Raw genomic sequence first — 17,062 nt, 5'->3', positions numbered from 1 at the left:
ATCCCCGGCAGGGGGTCCGGGCCTTCGCCCGTTCGCACGCGCTCGACGGGCGGCGGAGATCATCTCTGCTTAGCGTGGTGACCATGGGTCACCTTTCTCCGCGTCGCCTGGCGACCGCGATCGCTGCAGTGACACTCTCCGCGCCGCTGGCCTCCTGTTCGGGCGGCGGCGATCCCCTCGCCACCGCCCCCTACGACGCCGCCGACCAGGTCGTGTGGACCGGGGGAACCGCCGGGTCGAAGAAGGCCGACCCCAAGAAGCCGCTGGAAATCACCGTCAAGGGTGAAGGCAACCGCATCACCGATGTGACGGCCTCCGACGGTTCGGGACGCTACGTCAGCGGCCGGCTGTCCGCGGACGGCAAGCGCTGGCGCAGCACCTCCAAGCTCTCCTCCGCGGCGCACTACGTCGTCAAGGTGACCACCGAGGACAAGGAGGGCCGCCAGGGCCGCAAGACGCTCTCCGTCGACACCACGGGAACCAAGCGCCACCTGAAGGTCACCTTCGGACCGGAGAGCGGCACCTACGGCGTCGGCCAGCCCATCACCGCCGAGCTCAGCGCGGCCGTCAAGGACGCCCTCGGCCGGAGCGTGGTCGAGCGCAACCTCCACGTGAACGCCTCACCGGCGGCGGAGGAGGGCGCCTGGTACTGGGTCGACGACAAGACCCTGCACTACCGCCCCCGCACCTACTGGCCCGCGCACGCCCGCATCGACGTCCGCAGCACCCTGGACGACGTGCACATCAAGGGCTCGCTCTACGGCGGCGACGTCAAGCCGCTGACGCTGCGCACCGGCGACCGCATCGAGGCCGTCACCGACGCGGCCACGCACACCATGACGTTCAAGCGCAACGGCAAGCTCGTCCGCACCATCCCGGTGACGACCGGCAAGCCCGGCTTCTCCACCCGCAACGGCATCAAGGTGGTGCTGGGCCAGGAGGCCAACGTACGGATGCGCAGCGAGACCGTCGGCATCGCCTCGGGCAGCTCCGACTCCTACGACCTGCCCGTCCAGTGGGCCACCCGGGTGACCTGGAGCGGGGAGTACGTGCACGCGGCGCCGTGGTCGGTGGGCTCGCAGGGGATCGCCAACGTCAGCCACGGCTGCGTCGGGATGAGCACCGAGAACGCCCACTGGTTCTACGACAACGTGCGCGTCGGAGACCTCGTCTCGGTCGTCCACAGCCTCGGCGACGAGATGCCCGCCTTCGGCAACGGCTTCGGCGACTGGAACCTGTCCTGGAGCGACTGGCGCAAGGGCAGCGCGACGGGAACGCGCAAGGGCGCCGACCCGGCCGTGGCAGACCGTACCGACGCCCCTGGAGCCCGCCTGCAGCCCGAGATGTGAGGCTACGCGTCGACGGCCAGCCGCTGCCTCAGCAGCCCCGTCAGGGCCTCGCTCAGCGCGACCGGGTCGACCGGGTGGCTCACCGCCGCGTCGGCCCGGCTCCAACTCGCCAGCCAGGCGTCCTGGGGGCGGCCGATGAGCACCAGCACCGGCGGGCAGCGGAAGATCTCGTCCTTCACCTGGCGGCACACGCCCATGCCGCCGGCCGGGACGGCCTCGCCGTCGAACACGCACGCGTCGATGCCGCCGTTCTCCAGCGCGCTGAGGACCGCCGGGAGGGTCGCGCACTCCACGTACTCGACCGGCGGCAGGTCGCTCGCGGGGCGGCGGCCGACGGCCAGACGGACCTGTTCCCGGGTGTTCCTGTCGTCGCTGTAGACCAGCACCGTCGCGGTCGTCTGCATCCGTGCCCCTCGCCCTCGTGGAGTCGCCTGCCTGTGGCCGAACCTTACTCCCGAGCACGGCGCTTCGAGGAGGGTTAGCTCCTTCGAGCGACGCCTTTCCCTACCTCAAGGGCCTTGACACACCGAATGGCACCCCCCGGAGTGAGCGCGAGATAAGCGACCGACATAATGTCGGTCGTGGCGACAGCAACAGCAGTAGAAACCGGGCACGCGCACCCGTCGGTCAACCGGCCGAACCTCACCAGCGTCGGAACCATCATCTGGCTGAGTTCCGAGCTGATGTTCTTCGCGGCCCTCTTCGCGATGTACTTCACCCTTCGCTCGGTGACGGGTGCCGAGTACTGGAAGGCGCACGCCGACGTCCTGGACATCCCGTTCTCGGCGACGAACACCACGATCCTCGTGCTCTCCTCCTTCACCTGCCAGATGGGTGTCTTCGCCGCCGAGCGCGGCGATGTGAAGAAGCTGCGCGCGTGGTTCATCGTGACGTTCATCATGGGCGCGATCTTCATCGGCGGTCAGATCTTCGAGTACACCAACCTGGTGAAGGAGGACGGGCTCTCGCTCTCCTCCGACCCCTACGGTTCGGTGTTCTACCTGACCACCGGATTCCACGGTCTGCACGTGACGGGTGGTCTCATCGCCTTCCTGCTGGTCCTGGGACGGACCTACGCGGCACGGCGGTTCACCCACGAGCAGGCCACCGCGGCCATCGTCGTGTCCTACTACTGGCACTTCGTCGATGTCGTCTGGATCGGCCTCTTCGCCACGATCTACCTGATCAAGTAGTCGGGCCCCGCGCGCGGGTCGCGCACACGGTCACGACATCCAGAACCATCGACGCAAGAGATCCTGACACCGGGGTAATCCGTGAAAAAGCTCTCCGCACGACGGCGCCACCCGCTGGCGGCGCTCGTCGTCCTACTTGTCGCGCTCACGGCCATCGGGGGGCTGTACGCCGCGCTCGCGCCGGCGCCCAAGGCGCAGGCGGACGACAGCTCGCAGTCCCTCGCCATCGAAGAGGGCAAGAAGCTGTTCACCGTCGGCTGCTCCAGCTGCCACGGTACGTCGGGGCAGGGCGGCAGTGACGGCCCGAGCCTCGTCGGCGTCGGCTCCGCGGCCGTGGACTTCCAGGTCGGCACCGGCCGCATGCCGGCCCAGCAGCCCGGCGCCCAGGTGCCGCGCAAGAAGGTCATCTACACGCAGAAGCAGATCGACCAGCTCGCGGCCTACATCGCCTCGCTGGGCCCCGGCCCCGTCACGCCCACCGAGGAGCAGTACGACCCGGCCGGCGCCGACGCCGCGCGCGGCGGGGAGCTGTTCCGCACCAACTGCGCCCAGTGCCACAACTACCAGGGCAAGGGCGGCGCGCTGACGCACGGCAAGTACGCTCCCACGCTCGAGGGCGTGAGTGACAAGCACCTGTACGAGGCCATGCTGACCGGCCCGCAGAACATGCCGTCCTTCCCCGACACGACGATGCCGGAGGAGAACAAGCGGGAGATCATCGCGTACCTCGACGCCGTCAACGGCGAGGGCGCACCGAGCCCCGGCGGCATGTCGCTGGGCAGCCTCGGCCCGGTCACCGAGGGTCTCTTCGGCTGGATCTTCGGCCTCGGGGCCCTGATCGCCTGCGCCATTTGGCTCGCGGCCCACACCACCAAGGCGAAGAAGTCATGAGTCAGGACATGTCAGAAGAGAACCTGCCGGACAGGCCGGCACACCAGGGCGGCGGCCAGGTCGCGACGGCGACGAACCCGTTCGCGGACCCGGGCCTCCCGGCTCACCAGCCGCGCCGCCAGGACATCGACGAGAAGGCCGCGAAGTCCTCCGAGCGCACGGTGGCCTTCCTGTTCACCGTGTCGATGCTCGCCACGCTGGGCTTCATCGCCAGCTTCGTGGTCATCCCGATCGACAAGATCGTCTACATCTGGCCGCTCGGTCACATCAGCGCGCTGAACTTCGCGCTGGGCATGACCCTCGGCGTCTCGCTCTTCGCCATCGGCGCCGGCGCGGTCCACTGGGCCCGCACGCTGATGTCGGACGTCGAGATCGCCGGCGACCGCCACCCGGTCGCGGCGAGCCCCGAGGTCAGCGCCCAGGTGAAGGCCGACTTCGTCACCGGCTCCCAGGAGAGCCAGATCGGCCGCCGCAATCTGATCAGGAACACCATGCTGGGCGCGCTGACCCTGGTGCCGCTCTCCGGTGTGTTCCTGCTGCGCGACCTCGGCCCGCTGCCGGAGGACAAGCTCCGCCACACGCTGTGGTCCAAGGGCCGGCTGCTGATCAACCAGAACACGAACAAGCCGCTGCGTCCCGAGGACGTCGCCGTCGGCTCGCTGACCTTCGCCGTGCCCGAGGGCCTGGAGGAGGAGGAGCACGACTACCAGGAGCAGCTCGCCAAGGCGGCCCTGATGATCGTCCGCATCCAGCCGGAGGACATCAAGGACAAGAAGTCCCGCGAGTGGGCGCACCAGGGCATCATGGCGTTCTCCAAGATCTGCACCCACGTCGGCTGCCCGATCAGCCTCTACGAGCAGCAGACGCACCACGTGCTCTGCCCCTGCCACCAGTCGACGTTCGACCTGTCCGACGGTGCCCGGGTGATCTTCGGCCCCGCCGGTCACGCCCTGCCGCAGCTGCACATCAGCGTGAACGGCGAGGGTTACCTCGAGGCGCTGGGCGACTTCGAAGAGCCCGTGGGCCCGGCCTTTTGGGAGCGTGGATGAGCACCAACACGAGCGCGAGCGCGAAGCCGCGCGGAAAGGCGCCCGCCGGCGAACGCGTCGCCGACTGGGCGGACGGCCGGCTGGGCATCTACAGCCTGGGCAAGGCCAACCTGCGGAAGATCTTCCCGGACCACTGGTCCTTCATGCTGGGCGAGATCTCCCTCTACAGCTTCATCATCGTCATCCTGACCGGCGTCTACCTGACGCTGTTCTTCCACCCGGCGATGAACGAGGTCGTCTACGACGGCTCGTACGCGCCGCTGCAGGGCATCACGATGTCCGAGGCGTACGCGTCGACCCTGCACATCAGCTTCGACGTGCGCGGCGGTCTGCTCGTCCGGCAGATCCACCACTGGGCGGCCATCGTCTTCGTGGCCGCGATGCTCGTGCACATGATGCGCATCTTCTTCACCGGTGCGTTCCGCAAGCCGCGCGAGATCAACTGGGTCTTCGGCTTCCTGCTGCTGTTCCTCGGCATGTTCGACGGCTTCATGGGCTACTCGCTGCCGGACGACCTGCTCTCGGGCACCGGCATCCGCTTCATGGAAGGCGCCGTACTATCCGTGCCGATCGTCGGCACGTACCTGTCGTTCTTCCTCTTCGGCGGTGAGTTCCCCGGCACCGACATCGTGCCGCGGTTCTACACGATCCACGTGCTGCTGATCCCGGGCATCATGGCGGGCCTGCTGGTGGCTCACCTGATCCTGGTCTTCTACCACAAGCACACGCAGTTCGCCGGAGCCGGCAAGACCGAGAAGAACGTCGTCGGCATGCCGTTCTTCCCGGTCTACACGGCCAAGGCGGGCGGCTTCTTCTTCATCGTCTTCGGTGTCATCGCGGCCATGTCCGCGCTGGTCTCCGTGAACCCGGTGTGGGCGTACGGCCCCTACCGGCCGGACCAGGTGTCGACCGACGCCCAGCCCGACTGGTACATGGGCTTCTCCGAGGGCCTGATCCGCATCATGCCGGGCTGGGAGATCAACTTCGCGGGCCACACGCTCGTCCTGGGCGTGTTCATCCCGCTGGTGATCTTCCCGCTGGTCCTGGGCTTCATGGGCGTCTACCCGTTCCTGGAGTCCTGGGTCACCGGTGACAAGCGCGAGCACCACCTGCTCGACCGTCCGCGCAACCGGCCGGTCCGCACGGGCATCGGCGCGGCCTGGATCAGCCTCTACCTGATCCTGCTCGTCGGTGGTGGCAACGACCTCTTCGCGACCCGCTTCCACCTGTCGATCAACGCGATCACCTGGGTGGTCCGGATCTCGTTCTTCGTGCTGCCGGTGCTGGTCTTCTTCGTCACCAAGCGGATCTGCCTGGGTCTGCAGCGGCGCGACCGCGACAAGGTGCTGCACGGTCGCGAGACCGGCATCATCAAGCGGCTCCCGCACGGTGAGTTCATCGAGATCCACGAGCCGCTGGAGCAGGGCTCGCTGTTCAAGCTCACCGCGCACGAGCAGCCCAAGCCGCTCGACGTCGGCCCCGAGGTCGACGAGAACGGCGTGGAGAAGAAGGTCGGCCGCACCGCGAAGCTGCGCGCCAGGCTGTCCCGCGGCTACTACGGCGAGGGAACGCAGATCGACAAGCCCACCGTCGAGGAGTACGAGGAGATCACGAGCGGCCACGGTCACCACTGATCACTGAAGCTGTGCCACCGGGCAGGGTCCCGTCCATCCGATGGACGGGGCCCTTTCCCGTTCCCCCGCGCCGATAGGCTGGGGCCCGAAGACTTCCCGCCGCACGTCAGACCCCGTGGAGTGGACCATGAGCGTTGTGAACCCCGCCGGAGGCGCATCAGTGGCGGGCGGCTCCTGGCCCGACGTCCTGGGCGCACTGCTGAACGGCAGGGACCTCACGGCCGCGGAGGCGGCCTGGGCGATGGACCGGATCATGAGCGGCGAGGCCTCGGACGCCCAGGTCGCCGGCTTCATGGTGGCCCTGCGGGCCAAGGGCGAGACCGTCGAGGAGGTCACCGGCCTCGTCGAGTCGATGTACGCGCACGCGGAGCCGCTGGAGATCCCCGGCCCCGCCGTGGACATCGTCGGCACCGGCGGCGACCGGGCCAGGACGGTGAACATCTCCACGATGTCCGCCATCGTCATCGCGGGCACGGGCGCCAAGGTCGTCAAGCACGGCAACCGCGCGGCCAGCAGCGCCAGCGGGGCCTCCGACGTCCTGGAGAAGCTGGGCATCAACCTCGACCTGCCCGCGGCCCGGGTGGCGGCGGTCGCCGAGGAGACCGGGATCACCTTCTGCTTCGCGGCGAAGTTCCACCCCGCGATGCGGTTCGCCGCCCCGGCCCGCCGCGACCTCGGCGTCCCCACCTCGTTCAACATCCTCGGCCCGCTGACCAACCCGGCCCGGGTGGGGGCCTCCGCCGTAGGGTGCTTCGACACCCGGATGGCCGGCCTGATCGCGGGCGTCCTGGCCCGCCGCGGCTCCTCCGCGCTGGTCTTCCGGGGCGACGACGGGCTGGACGAGCTGACGGTCACGGCCACCTCCCAGGTGTGGGTGGTGCGCGACGGGAAGGTCGAGCAGGAGTCCTTCGACCCGCGCGACGTCGGCATCGAGCTGGTGCCGATCGAGGCGCTGCGGGGCGCGGACGCCGCCTACAACGCCGACGTCGCCCGGCGGTTGATGGCCGGCGAGACCGGCCCGGTCCGCGACGCGGTGCTGCTCAACTCGGCCGCCGCGCTGGTCGCACTGGAGGGCGCGGGCGGTGGGCTGACCGACGGGATCGCGGCCGGGATCGCCCGGGCGGCCGAGTCGATCGACTCGGGCGCGGCCGCCCGCACCCTGGAGCGCTGGGCCGCGGCCACGCACGCGTAGGGCAGGCGTACGGGAACGACCGTGGAGGGCCGGGGCGGTTGCCCCGGCCCTCCGTGGCGTTCGCGGCAGGGCGGACGGCCCGGGACGGGGCCCGGGGCCGGGGCGGTTGCCCCGGCCCTCCGTGGCGTTCGCGGCAGGGCGGACGGCCCGGGACGGGGCCCGGGGCCGGCCCGTCCGGGATGCGGACCGCGGCTTGCGGCGTCACACCCGTGTGGCATGATGCTGCGCAGGTCACGAGTGACAGCGAAACGGCCCCGGCCCGCTGTCCGGCAACCCTCCTTCCGTGGCGGGGTGCCCCGGGTGATGACCAGGCCGTAGGCAGCGAGGTCTGCGGCAAGCGCGGTCAGAGGAGTTCCTCCATGAGCAAGCGAATGCGCTAGGGCCTTCGGGGCCCCCTGTCGCGTACCCACCCTCCCCGGGCGTCCGCCCGTCGTGCCGAGGGTTTTCCCGTCATCACTGACGTTCCTTCACTCCCGCCTGCTCCCAGGAGACTTCGCCATGTCGCCGCGCCCTGCCCTGCCCTCCACCGTCCACACCCCGCTGCCCGTGCTGGGGCGTGAGGTCCTCGTGCCGCTGGTGACCGGGGGCGAGGTCGGCTACGCCGCCCTCGACTACGCGGCCAGCGCGCCCGCGCTGCAGCGGGTCTGGGACGACGTGGCGGCCTACGCGCCCTACTACGGCAGCGTGCACCGGGGGGCCGGCTACCTCTCCCAGCTGTCGACGGACCTGTTCGAGCAGAGCCGGGCCACGGTCGCGGAGTTCCTCGGCTGTCGCCCCGGCGACCAGGTGGTCTTCACCCGCTCCACCACCGACTCGCTGAACCTGCTGGCCGCCGTCCTGCCCGCCGGCACCGGCGTCCTCGTCTTCGAGACCGAGCACCACGCCTCCCTGCTGCCGTGGCGGGACGCCGACGTGACCTACCTCGACGCCCCCCGCACACCGGCCGAGGCGGTGGCGACGCTGGAGCGGGCCCTGGCCGCCCGGGTGGCGGACGGACCGGCGCTGGTCTGCGTGACCGGGGCCTCCAACGTGACCGGCGAGCTGTGGCCGGTGCGGGAACTGGCCGCGGCGGCCCACGCCCACGGCGCCCGGATCGTGCTGGACGCGGCGCAGCTCGCCCCGCACCACCCGGTCGACATCGCGGAACTCGACGTGGACTGGGTGGCCTTCTCCGGGCACAAGCTGTACGCGCCGTTCGGCTCCGGGGTGCTCGCCGGCCGCGCCGACTGGCTGTGCGCGGCCGAGCCCTACCTGGCCGGCGGCGGCGCCTCGCGTCGGGTGGCCCGCGGCGCGGACGGCGGGGTGGACGTCGACTGGCACACCACGGCCGCCCGGCACGAGGCCGGCTCGCCCAACGTCATCGGCGCCTACGCGATCGCCTCGGCCTGCCGCACGTTGACGGAGGCCGGCTTCGGCCGGCTGGTCGAGCGGGAGCAGGCGCTGGTGGCCCGGGTGCGGGCCGGACTGGCGGAGGTGCCCGAGGTGAGGGTGCTCTCGCTCTTCGGCGACGACGCCCCCCGGGTCGGCGTCATCTCCTTCGTCGTCGAGGGCTGGAACAGCTCCCACTTCGCGGCGGCGCTCTCCGCCGAGTACGGGATCGGCGTCCGCGACGGCCTCTTCTGCGCGCACCCGCTGGTGCGCACCCTGCTCGGGGGCAGCGAGCAGGAGCCGGGTGAGTGCGGGGCCCCCGAGGCCGCCCTGGACGGGGCCGGCCCCGCGCTCAACGCGATCCGGGTGTCCTTCGGCGCGGGCACCCCGGACGAGCACGTGGAGCGCTTCGTCGACGCGGTGCGGGAGCTCGTGGCGGAGGGCGCCAAGTGGCGCTACCGCACCGAGGACGGCCGCTGCGTGCCGGACCGCGGCCAGGCGTAGCGGCAGGTCCCGGGCGTCCCGGGCGTCCTAGGCGTCCAGGCCGATGGCGAAGGCCGCCTCGAGGTCGTGCTGGGAGTAGGTGCGGAACGCCACGTGCGTGTCCGTGGCCTCGACGCCGGGGATCTTGCTGATCCGGCCCGGGATGACGTCCGCGAGCTCGTCGTGCCGGGCCACCCGCACCATGGCGACCAGGTCGTACGTCCCCGTGACGGAGTAGACCTCGCTGACGCTGTCGAGCGAAGCGATGGACTCCGCGATCTCGGGGATACGGTCGACGCTGGTCTTGATGAGCACGATCGCGGTGATCACGGCTGTAGGTCTCCTTGGGTCGCCCTGGCTGCGGGCTCCAGCTTAGGCGTTGTCCGATAGCACACCCACGCGCACAGGAAGCCGAAGACGAAGCCGGTGATGTGGGCGAGGTAGGCCGTGCCGGGACCCGTCTGCTGGATCTCGCCGGCCAGCCACTGCAGCACGAACCAGAAGATCAGCACCATCCAGGCGGGGAAGCGCAGCGGCAGGAAGAAGAGGAAGGGGAAGACGCTGGTCACCCGGGCCTTGGGGTAGAGGTAGAGGTACGCGCCGAGCACCCCGGAGATCGCCCCGGACGCGCCGACCAGGGTCTGGGTGGAGGAGGTGTGCCCGAGCGCGTAGCCGTACGTCGCGATGTAGCCCGAGGCGAGGTAGAAGAGCAGGAAGCGGAAGCGGCCCATGCGGTACTCGACGTTGTCGCCGAAGACCCACAGGAAGAGCATGTTGCCGAGCAGGTGGACCCAACTGCCGTGCACGAACATCGCGGTGAGCACCGAGACGGACGGCGAGGCGGCGAAGGACCCCAGCGGCGGGCAGCCGCTCGGCATCGGGACCCGCGTCAGGGGGATGCGGCCCTGCCAGAGCTCGGTGGGGAAGACACCCCAGCGGGCGAAGTACGTCGCCTGGGCGCACACCTGATCGTGGCCCGTGCCGTACACGTAGGTGAGCCCGGAGGACGGGCTGATGACGAAGAGCACCGCGCACAGCCCGATCAGGGCGTACGTCACCACGGGTGTGCGGCGGACGGGGTTCTTGTCGTACACCGGGATGACCATGGACCGATCATGACGGAACGGGTGTAACGGTCGTGGGGCGCCTCGCCGCAGCGCGCGGGACCACCGAGGCCGTAGGGTGACCGGAACGCATCCCGCGCGACCGAGGAGACGACCGATGACGGTGCCCCTGCCGACCGCCACGACTCGCTGGCGTTGCACGCTGTGCGGCAACCTGACCCGGTTCGACGTCACCCGTTCCAGCAAGGTCGTCGAGTACGTCCACCTGGACCTGGCGGGTGAGCCCTCGGTCGAGGAGCGCGAGGTGGTCAGCGAGACCGTGGAGTCGGTGCGCTGCCGCTGGTGCAACGCCGTGGACCAGGTCGAACTGGTCGACCGGCCGGACGCGGCGGCGGCGGCGCAGGCCTGAGCGCGGCCGGGGACAATAGAAGAATGCGGCGCGGCCAGAGAGGTTGAAGGAGGCCGGGGAGGCGCCCACGGACTGGACGGGAGTGACGGGTGGACGGGACCGGCGGTAACCCGGGCCGCGGCGACGAAGCGGCCGCGCCCGAGGCTGCGGCTGCGGCTGCGCCGGAGGAGTCCGTCCACGGCGAGTCGCTGGACCGTCCGCTGCCCGAGGGCGTGCGGCACCGCGTGGTCGCGCTGGCTGCGGAGGCGTTCGGCGGGCTGACCCCGGCCGAGCTGCCCGCGGTACTGCGCCCGTACGCCCGCTTCACCCCCAGCCGCCGTGCCAAGTTCGCCGCGACCGCGCTGGCCACGGCCCTGGAGGGCGACCCGTCCTTCCGGCAGCGGGTGGGCGCCCGGCTGCGCGAGTCCGAGCCGGAGCTGTGCGAGGCGCTCGACGCCGGCACCCCGCCCCCCGCGGTCGACCCGCTCGACGTGGCGGCCGCCGCTTATCTGCTGCGCCCCGCGGGCTGGGCCAAGCTCGTGGCCGCGGCGGGCGAGGAGGCCCAGCGGGTCAGCGCCGAACGGGCGGGCGAGGAGGTCCAGCGCGAGCTGCGGCAGCTGAAGGCGGAACTCGACGAGTCCCGCAACCAGGCCCGCACCGAGGCCGTACGGGTCCGCGCCGAGCTGGAGGCGGTCCGCAAGGAGGCCGAGTCGCTGCAGCGCAAGCTGCGCAGCGCCGCGAGCGACGTCAAGCGGGCCGAGGCCGCGCTGCGCAAGGTCGAGGCCGAACTGGAGGAGACGCGGGCGGCCGCGGCCGCGGAGAAGGCGTCGGCGGACGGCGAGGCGCGCCGGCTGCGGGCCCGGCTCGCCGAGGCCGAGCAGGCCGTCGAGGCGTCCCGCCGGGCGGCCCGGGAGGGCCGCAGCACCGAGGACATGCGTCTGCGGCTGCTGCTGGACACCGTGCTGGACGCCGCCTCGGGGCTGCGCCGGGAGCTGGCGCTGCCCCCGCGCGACACCATGGGCGCCCGGCCCGCGGACACCGTCGAGGCCGTGAAGCCGGGGGCGATCAGCCCGAAGGACATCGCGCGGCGCGCCCTGTCCGAGGACGACCCGGCGCTGCTGGACCAGTTGCTGGCGCTGCCGCAGTCCCATCTGGTGATCGACGGATACAACGTGACCAAGACCGGTTATCCGGCGCTGCCGTTGGAGAAGCAGCGGCTGCGGCTGCTGGGCGGCCTGGCGGTGCTGGCGGCGCAGAGCGGCTCCGAGGTCACCTGCGTTTTCGACGGGGCCGATCTGGACGCCCCGGTGCTGCTGGCGCCGCCGCGCGGGGTGCGGGTGCTCTTCAGCAAGGCCGGTGAGACAGCCGACGAGTTGATCCGCCGTCTGGTTCGGGCGGAACCTCCCGGTCGTCCGATTGTGGTGGTTTCTTCCGATCGCGAAGTTGCTGACGGTGTGGCCCGTGCCGGCGCCCGCCCGGTCGCATCCACCTTGCTGCTGAAGCGACTTGCCCGGGTGTGACCTGGAGCACACCGTGGGGCGGGTGGGGCACCTTTCGGGGACTCAGCGTCAACTCGCCATCACTGCACGTGCGATATGTGTAAAGAAACCGCGGCCGAGCGACTTTTTTTCTTCAGGGATTTGATCCGATCACAAGATGGTCACTATGGTCGTGCTTCGAACCTCTGCCCAGTCGATCATCCACTCAGGATGGCGGCGGAGGTCCCGCCGATCTGAAGTGCCGTGCGTACGACGGGGGACGCCGACGCTCAGGGCCGGGGAACGCAGTTCCCGATGCATGCGGCAGGCGGCTGGAGGAAGAAGGAGCTCGCCCGAGTGGCGTCCCACCGTCGTCCCAAGCAGGCCAGTCGCACACGTGTCACCGTGCTCACCGCGACCGCCGCCGCAGCCGTCGCCCTGTCCGCGCAGGCGGCCCAGGCCGCTCCCGCCAAGCCGTCCGTCAAGAGCGTCAAGGCCAAGGTCGACGGCCTCTACGAGCAGGCCGAGCAGGCGACCGAGAAGTTCAACGGCGCCAAGGAGAAGCAGGAGAAGCTCCAGAAGCAGGTCGAGGACGTCCAGGACGAGGTGGCCCGCCAGCAGGCCGAGCTCAACGACCTCCAGGACGACCTGGGCACCCTGGCCAGCGCCCAGTACCGCAGCGGCGGCATCGACCCGTCGCTCCAGCTCTTCCTCTCCTCCGACCCGGACACCTACCTCGACAAGGCGTCCACCCTCGACCAGCTGAGCACCAAGCAGGCCGAGGCGCTCCGGCAGATCGCGGAGAAGAAGCGCACCCTCAACCAGCAGAAGGCGGAGGCCGCGAGCAAGCTCAACGAGCTCGACGAGACCCGCACCGAACTGGGCAAGAAGAAGAAGGAAGTCCAGGCGAAGCTCGCCGAGGCGCAGAAGCTGCTCAACTCGCTGACCGCCGCCCAGCGCGCCTCCCTGGCCGCCGCCGACGCCCGCGCCAACCGCACCAACGAGCGCGTGGACCTCGGCAACGACACGCCCGCCTCCTCGCTGGCCGCCGCCGCCCTCGCCGCCGCGAAGACCAAGATCGGCTCGCCGTACGTCTACGGCGCCACCGGCCCGAGCTCCTTCGACTGCTCCGGCCTCACCTCCTGGGCCTACGCCCAGGCCGGCGCGGGCATACCGCGCACCTCGCAGGCGCAGGCCAACGCCGGCACGCGGCTGTCGATGAGCCAGCTCGCGCCCGGCGACCTCGTGATCTTCTACGGCGACCAGCACCACGTCGGCCTCTACGCGGGCAACGGCATGGTCCTGCACGCGCCGCGCACCGGCACCGTCGTGCGGTACGAGTCCATCAACAACATGCCGTTCCAGTTCGGCGTCCGCATCTGAGATCCGGGTGCGACGACCGGAACCGGTTGAACCTATCGGGTGATCTCGTAGGGTGACGGCCCGGCGGTGACCTGCGCAAGCGGAGCACCGCCCGCCGCCCGGCGGTACACGGTCTTTGAACTCCCCGTGTCCGGCTGACTACTGTCAGCCGACGTGCCATCCCATCGACGCATTCCGCAGCCCGGCCGGGCCCCGCGTACCTCAAGGGCCACGGTCCTGACGGCGGCGGCCACCGCCGCCGCCGCGATGGCGGGCGCGGCCGCCACGGCGCAGACGGCCGCCGCCGACCCGGCGGACACCTCCGTCGATGTCGCGGCCCGCATCGACCACCTCTACACGCAGGCCGAGCGGGCCACCGAGCAGTTCAACGCCGCCCGCGAGAACACCCAGCGGCTCCGGCGCGAGGTGGAGGTGCTCCAGGACCGCGCCGCCCGCGGCCAGGAACGGGTCAACCGGCTCCGCGACGACCTCGGCACGCTCGCCGGGGCCCAGTACCGCGGCGGGGGAGTGGACCCCACCCTCGCCCTGCTGCTCTCGCCCGACCCCGCGACCTACCTCGACCGGGCCGCCACCCTCGACCGGATCAGCAGCCGCGGCAACGCGCGCCTCGGCGAACTCCGGTCCGCCCAGCGCTTCCTGGACCAGGAACGTTCCCGGGCCACCGAACGGCTCGGCGAGCTCGAGCGGGCCCGCACCAGCCTCACCGCCCGCAAGAAGGCCGTGCAGCACAAGCTGCTGGCGGCGGCGCGCCTGGTCAACTCCCTCTCCCCGGAGGAACGGGACCGGCTCGCCGACCGGCTGGAGGCCCGTGCCTCCCGCTCCGGCCGCAGCGTCGACATCCCCGACCTCGGCCCGCTCTCCCTGCGCGCCGCGAGCGCCGTCGCCGCCGCCCGCTCCGTCGTGGGCGCCCCCTACGTGTGGGGTGCCACCGGCCCCGGCTCCTTCGACTGCTCCGGGCTGATGGTCTGGGCGTACCGCCAGGCCGGCGTCGGCCTGCCCCGCACCTCCCAGGCCCAGCTGAACGCCGGACGGCACGTGCCGCTCAGCCAGGCCCGCCCCGGCGACCTGGTCCTCTACCGCGGCGACGCCAGCCACGTCGCCATGTACGTCGGCGACGGCCAGGTCATCCACGCCCCCTACCCCGGTGCCCGGGTCCGCTACGACCCGGTCGCCATGCTGCCGATCTCCGCGGTGACCCGGCCCACGTGACCGCCGCCGCCGGGACCGTACGATCGGCGGCGTGGCCCTCTTCCGCAGACCGACCCGCGCCGTGGCCGCCGCGCTGTGCGGCGCGGCGGTGCTCCTCGCGGGCTGCGGGCCCTCGGGCGGCGGCGCGGTGGAGCACGCGGGCCCCGGGGACCCGGTCGTCCGGCACCTGCTGGAACGCCGGGCCGACGCGGTCCTCGCCCACGACGAGAAGGCGTACCTGGCCGATGTGACGCCCGCCCGGCGCGCCGCCGAGCGGCAGGTCTTCCGCAACCTCGGGGAGCTGCCGCTCGCGTCCTGGTCGTACCGGCTGGTGTCGACGCAGGGCGCCGACCCGGTGACCGCCCGCGTCCGGCTGAGCTACCGCCTCAAGGGCTACGACAGCGCCCAGGTCACCGCCGACGACTCCCTGCTGCTGCGCACCGACGGCGGCGGACGCTGGCGGGTGGCCGGCGACGGCGACCCGGGCGGCCTGCTGTGGGAACAGGGCACGCTGCACGTCGTCCGCGGCGGCCACAGCCTCGTCCTCGGCACCGGAGACCCGGCCGAGCTGGCCGGGTACGCCGCCGACGCGGACCGGGCCGTCCCGCAGGTGCGGCGGGCCTGGGGCGGGGCGGGCTGGACCGGGCGGGTGGTGCTCGAAGTGCCCTCCTCCCTGCGGCACATGGCGCAGCTGCTGGACGCCCCCGCGGAGACGTACGCGGGCGTCGCCGCCGTCACCACCGGGGAGGCCGGCGGCAGCGGCACCGCGCCCGCCGGACGCGTCATCGTCAACCCCGAGGCCTTCGCCGGGCTGTCGGCCTTCGGCCGCCAGGCGGTGCTCACCCACGAGACCACCCACGTCGCCACGCGCGCCGCGACGACCCCCCGCACCCCGATGTGGCTCTCCGAGGGCTTCGCCGACTGGGTCGCCTACCGGGACTCCGGCCGCACGCCGCAGAGCCTGGCCCCCGAGCTGCGCCGGGACGTCACGGCCTCGGGCCCGCCCGGGCACCTTCCCGCGGACGCCGACTTCGCGCCCGGCGCGCCCGCGCAGGCCCAGGCGTACGAGGGCGCCTGGCTGGCCTGCCGGCTCATCGCCGCCACGTGGGGCGCCGACCGGCTGGTCGCGCTGTACCGTTCCGGTGCGGATCTGCGCGGCACGCTCGGCATCGACGAGGACGCCCTCACCGAGCGCTGGCGGGCCTACGTCAAGGGGGAGTTGGCATGAGCGGCACGGACGGGGACTTCACGCCGGAGGAGACCGCCCGCGGCAGGGCGCTGCGCCGCGCACAGCTGCCCTACCTGCTCGGCGGCCGCCTTGCCGGGCTCGCCCTGCTGCTCGCGCTGGGACTGACCCCCGCGGGGGCCGCCCTCACCGGGCTGTTCGGCGACGAAGGGGCCCTGCGCGTGCTGGCCGGCGGCCTGCTGCTGGTGCTGCTCCAGCAGGCGGTCACCCTGCCGTTCTCCGCCCGGGTCCGCGTCCTGCGGCGCCGCTACGGGCTCGTCACGCAGGGCTGGGGCGGCTGGGCCGTCGACGTCCTGCGCGGCCTGCTCGTCTCCGTCCCGCTCGTGCTGGCCGCGCTGTACGGCTACTACGGGCTCGGCTGGGCCTGGGCGGCCCTGGGCGCCGTCTGCGCCGCCGTGGTGCTGTCCTGGCTCGCCCCGGTCGTCCTGGAACCGCTCTTCAACCGCTTCCGGCCGATGGAGGACGGGCCCCTGCGCGACGCCCTGCTGGCCCTGGCCGAGCGGGACGGCATCCCCGTGCGGGCGGTGCTCGTCGCGGACGCGTCCCGGCGTACGACCGCGCTCAACGCGTACGTCTCCGGCTTCGGGCGCACCCGGCGGATCGTCGCCTACGACACGCTGCTCGGCACGGCCCCGGCGGCGGAGGTCGAACTCGTCGTCGCCCACGAACTCGGCCACGTCAAGCACCGCGACGTGCTGCGCGGCACGCTGCTCGGCGCCGTCGGCGCGGGCGCGGGGGTGTGCGTGCTCTCCGCCGTCATGGCCGCCACCTCCTACGGCACCGGCGACCCGCGCGGGCTGTTCCTGCTCGCCGCGGTGGCCGCGGTGCTGTCGGCGTGCGCCGGGCCGCTCGGCTGTGCGCTGAGCCGGCGCGTCGAGCGGCGGGCGGACACGCACGCGCTGCAACTCACCGGGGACGCCGAGCGGTTCATCGCCATGCAGCGCCGGCTCACCGTCACCAACGTCGCGGACCCCGATCCGCCACGGCTCCTGCACGTCCTCTTCGGCACCCACCCCACCGCCGTCCAGCGCATCGCCGCCGCCCGCGCGTTCGCCTCCGCGAGCTAGTGGCTCGGCTCGGATGGTCGACCAGGTAATTGATCGGCCATCGGTCTCCCGGCAGGGTGTCTCCAGGATCTGATCGTGGAGGTGGCTGT

At 71.9% G+C, this 17,062-nt stretch carries 16 protein-coding genes and 1 riboswitch; of the genes, 13 read left to right on the top strand and 3 right to left on the bottom strand.

The genetic code is table 11. The features are described 5' to 3' along the window. Window positions 1–83 precede the first annotated feature (83 nt). Entirely contained in the window at window positions 84–1,349 is a 1,266-nt protein-coding gene (locus tag ACFZAU_RS23770; RefSeq protein ID WP_500553837.1) for a L,D-transpeptidase, read from the top strand. A gap of 2 nt (window positions 1,350–1,351) precedes the next feature. Here the strand turns inward: ACFZAU_RS23770 and ACFZAU_RS23765 are convergent, their stop codons facing one another. Beyond that, on the bottom strand, window positions 1,352–1,753 hold the full coding sequence (locus tag ACFZAU_RS23765) for a hypothetical protein (protein ID WP_499598043.1): 402 nt from the start codon (window positions 1,751–1,753) through the stop codon (window positions 1,352–1,354). A gap of 168 nt (window positions 1,754–1,921) precedes the next feature. Here ACFZAU_RS23765 and ctaE point away from each other — a divergent pair, with 168 nt between their 5' ends. The 6 genes from ctaE (at window position 1,922) to ACFZAU_RS23735 (ending at window position 9,180) form a co-directional block, all read left to right on the top strand. After that, window positions 1,922–2,542, top strand: a complete 621-nt coding sequence (gene ctaE, locus ACFZAU_RS23760) for an aa3-type cytochrome oxidase subunit III (protein ID WP_319163544.1) — start codon at window positions 1,922–1,924, stop codon at window positions 2,540–2,542. Window positions 2,543–2,623: 81 nt separating this feature from the next. Continuing rightward, a complete protein-coding gene (gene qcrC / locus ACFZAU_RS23755) occupies window positions 2,624–3,433 on the top strand; it encodes a cytochrome bc1 complex diheme cytochrome c subunit (protein WP_499598040.1) in 810 nt (269 codons plus the stop codon). Further along, a complete protein-coding gene (gene qcrA / locus ACFZAU_RS23750) occupies window positions 3,430–4,482 on the top strand; it encodes a cytochrome bc1 complex Rieske iron-sulfur subunit (RefSeq protein ID WP_500553836.1) in 1,053 nt (350 codons plus the stop codon). Before qcrC ends, qcrA begins: the two co-directional genes overlap by 4 nt. After that, a complete protein-coding gene (gene qcrB, locus ACFZAU_RS23745; RefSeq protein WP_500553835.1) occupies window positions 4,479–6,116 on the top strand; it encodes a cytochrome bc1 complex cytochrome b subunit in 1,638 nt (545 codons plus the stop codon). Before qcrA ends, qcrB begins: the two co-directional genes overlap by 4 nt. A 127-nt stretch (window positions 6,117–6,243) precedes the next feature. Further along, window positions 6,244–7,308, top strand: a complete 1,065-nt coding sequence (gene trpD, locus ACFZAU_RS23740; RefSeq protein WP_500553834.1) for an anthranilate phosphoribosyltransferase — start codon at window positions 6,244–6,246, stop codon at window positions 7,306–7,308. 229 nt (window positions 7,309–7,537) lie between these two features. Continuing rightward, window positions 7,538–7,654: riboswitch (SAM riboswitch) on the top strand. 152 nt (window positions 7,655–7,806) lie between these two features. Further along, on the top strand, window positions 7,807–9,180 hold the full coding sequence (locus tag ACFZAU_RS23735; protein WP_500553833.1) for an aminotransferase class V-fold PLP-dependent enzyme: 1,374 nt from the start codon (window positions 7,807–7,809) through the stop codon (window positions 9,178–9,180). A 27-nt stretch (window positions 9,181–9,207) separates the two neighbouring features. Here ACFZAU_RS23735 and ACFZAU_RS23730 read toward each other — a convergent pair whose 3' ends face one another. Together ACFZAU_RS23730 and ACFZAU_RS23725 are read right to left on the bottom strand one after the other, a co-directional pair. Further along, window positions 9,208–9,489: an Lrp/AsnC family transcriptional regulator gene (locus ACFZAU_RS23730; protein WP_499598028.1), complete on the bottom strand. Its 282-nt coding sequence runs from the start codon at window positions 9,487–9,489 to the stop codon at window positions 9,208–9,210. Beyond that, on the bottom strand, window positions 9,486–10,265 hold the full coding sequence (locus ACFZAU_RS23725; protein ID WP_500553832.1) for a rhomboid family intramembrane serine protease: 780 nt from the start codon (window positions 10,263–10,265) through the stop codon (window positions 9,486–9,488). The genes ACFZAU_RS23730 and ACFZAU_RS23725 overlap by 4 nt, the downstream gene beginning before the upstream one ends. A gap of 115 nt (window positions 10,266–10,380) precedes the next feature. On the opposite strand from ACFZAU_RS23725, the gene ACFZAU_RS23720 reads away from it, so the two are divergent. From ACFZAU_RS23720 to ACFZAU_RS23695, 6 genes are all read left to right on the top strand, one after another. Further along, window positions 10,381–10,632: a hypothetical protein gene (locus tag ACFZAU_RS23720; protein WP_499598022.1), complete on the top strand. Its 252-nt coding sequence runs from the start codon at window positions 10,381–10,383 to the stop codon at window positions 10,630–10,632. Between the two features lie 89 nt (window positions 10,633–10,721). After that, window positions 10,722–12,131: an NYN domain-containing protein gene (locus tag ACFZAU_RS23715; protein ID WP_500553831.1), complete on the top strand. Its 1,410-nt coding sequence runs from the start codon at window positions 10,722–10,724 to the stop codon at window positions 12,129–12,131. A 315-nt stretch (window positions 12,132–12,446) separates the two neighbouring features. Beyond that, entirely contained in the window at window positions 12,447–13,472 is a 1,026-nt protein-coding gene (locus ACFZAU_RS23710; RefSeq protein WP_500553830.1) for a C40 family peptidase, read from the top strand. A 153-nt stretch (window positions 13,473–13,625) separates the two neighbouring features. Continuing rightward, complete coding sequence (locus tag ACFZAU_RS23705) at window positions 13,626–14,681, top strand: C40 family peptidase (protein WP_500459564.1); 1,056 nt, start codon at window positions 13,626–13,628, stop codon at window positions 14,679–14,681. 31 nt (window positions 14,682–14,712) lie between these two features. Continuing rightward, window positions 14,713–15,888 carry a hypothetical protein gene (locus ACFZAU_RS23700; protein ID WP_500553829.1) on the top strand — a complete coding sequence of 392 codons (1,176 nt, stop codon included), beginning with the start codon at window positions 14,713–14,715 and terminating at the stop codon, window positions 15,886–15,888. Beyond that, entirely contained in the window at window positions 15,885–16,973 is a 1,089-nt protein-coding gene (locus tag ACFZAU_RS23695; RefSeq protein ID WP_500553828.1) for a M48 family metallopeptidase, read from the top strand. Before ACFZAU_RS23700 ends, ACFZAU_RS23695 begins: the two co-directional genes overlap by 4 nt. Window positions 16,974–17,062: the final 89 nt, after the last annotated feature.

Origin of the sequence: Streptomyces sp. NPDC008238, from assembly GCF_042956445.1 — a bacterium.
Taxonomy (GTDB): domain Bacteria; phylum Actinomycetota; class Actinomycetes; order Streptomycetales; family Streptomycetaceae; genus Actinacidiphila.
The sequence above is the reverse complement of the archived record's forward strand: the minus strand, read 5'-3'. Positions and strand labels throughout refer to the sequence as shown.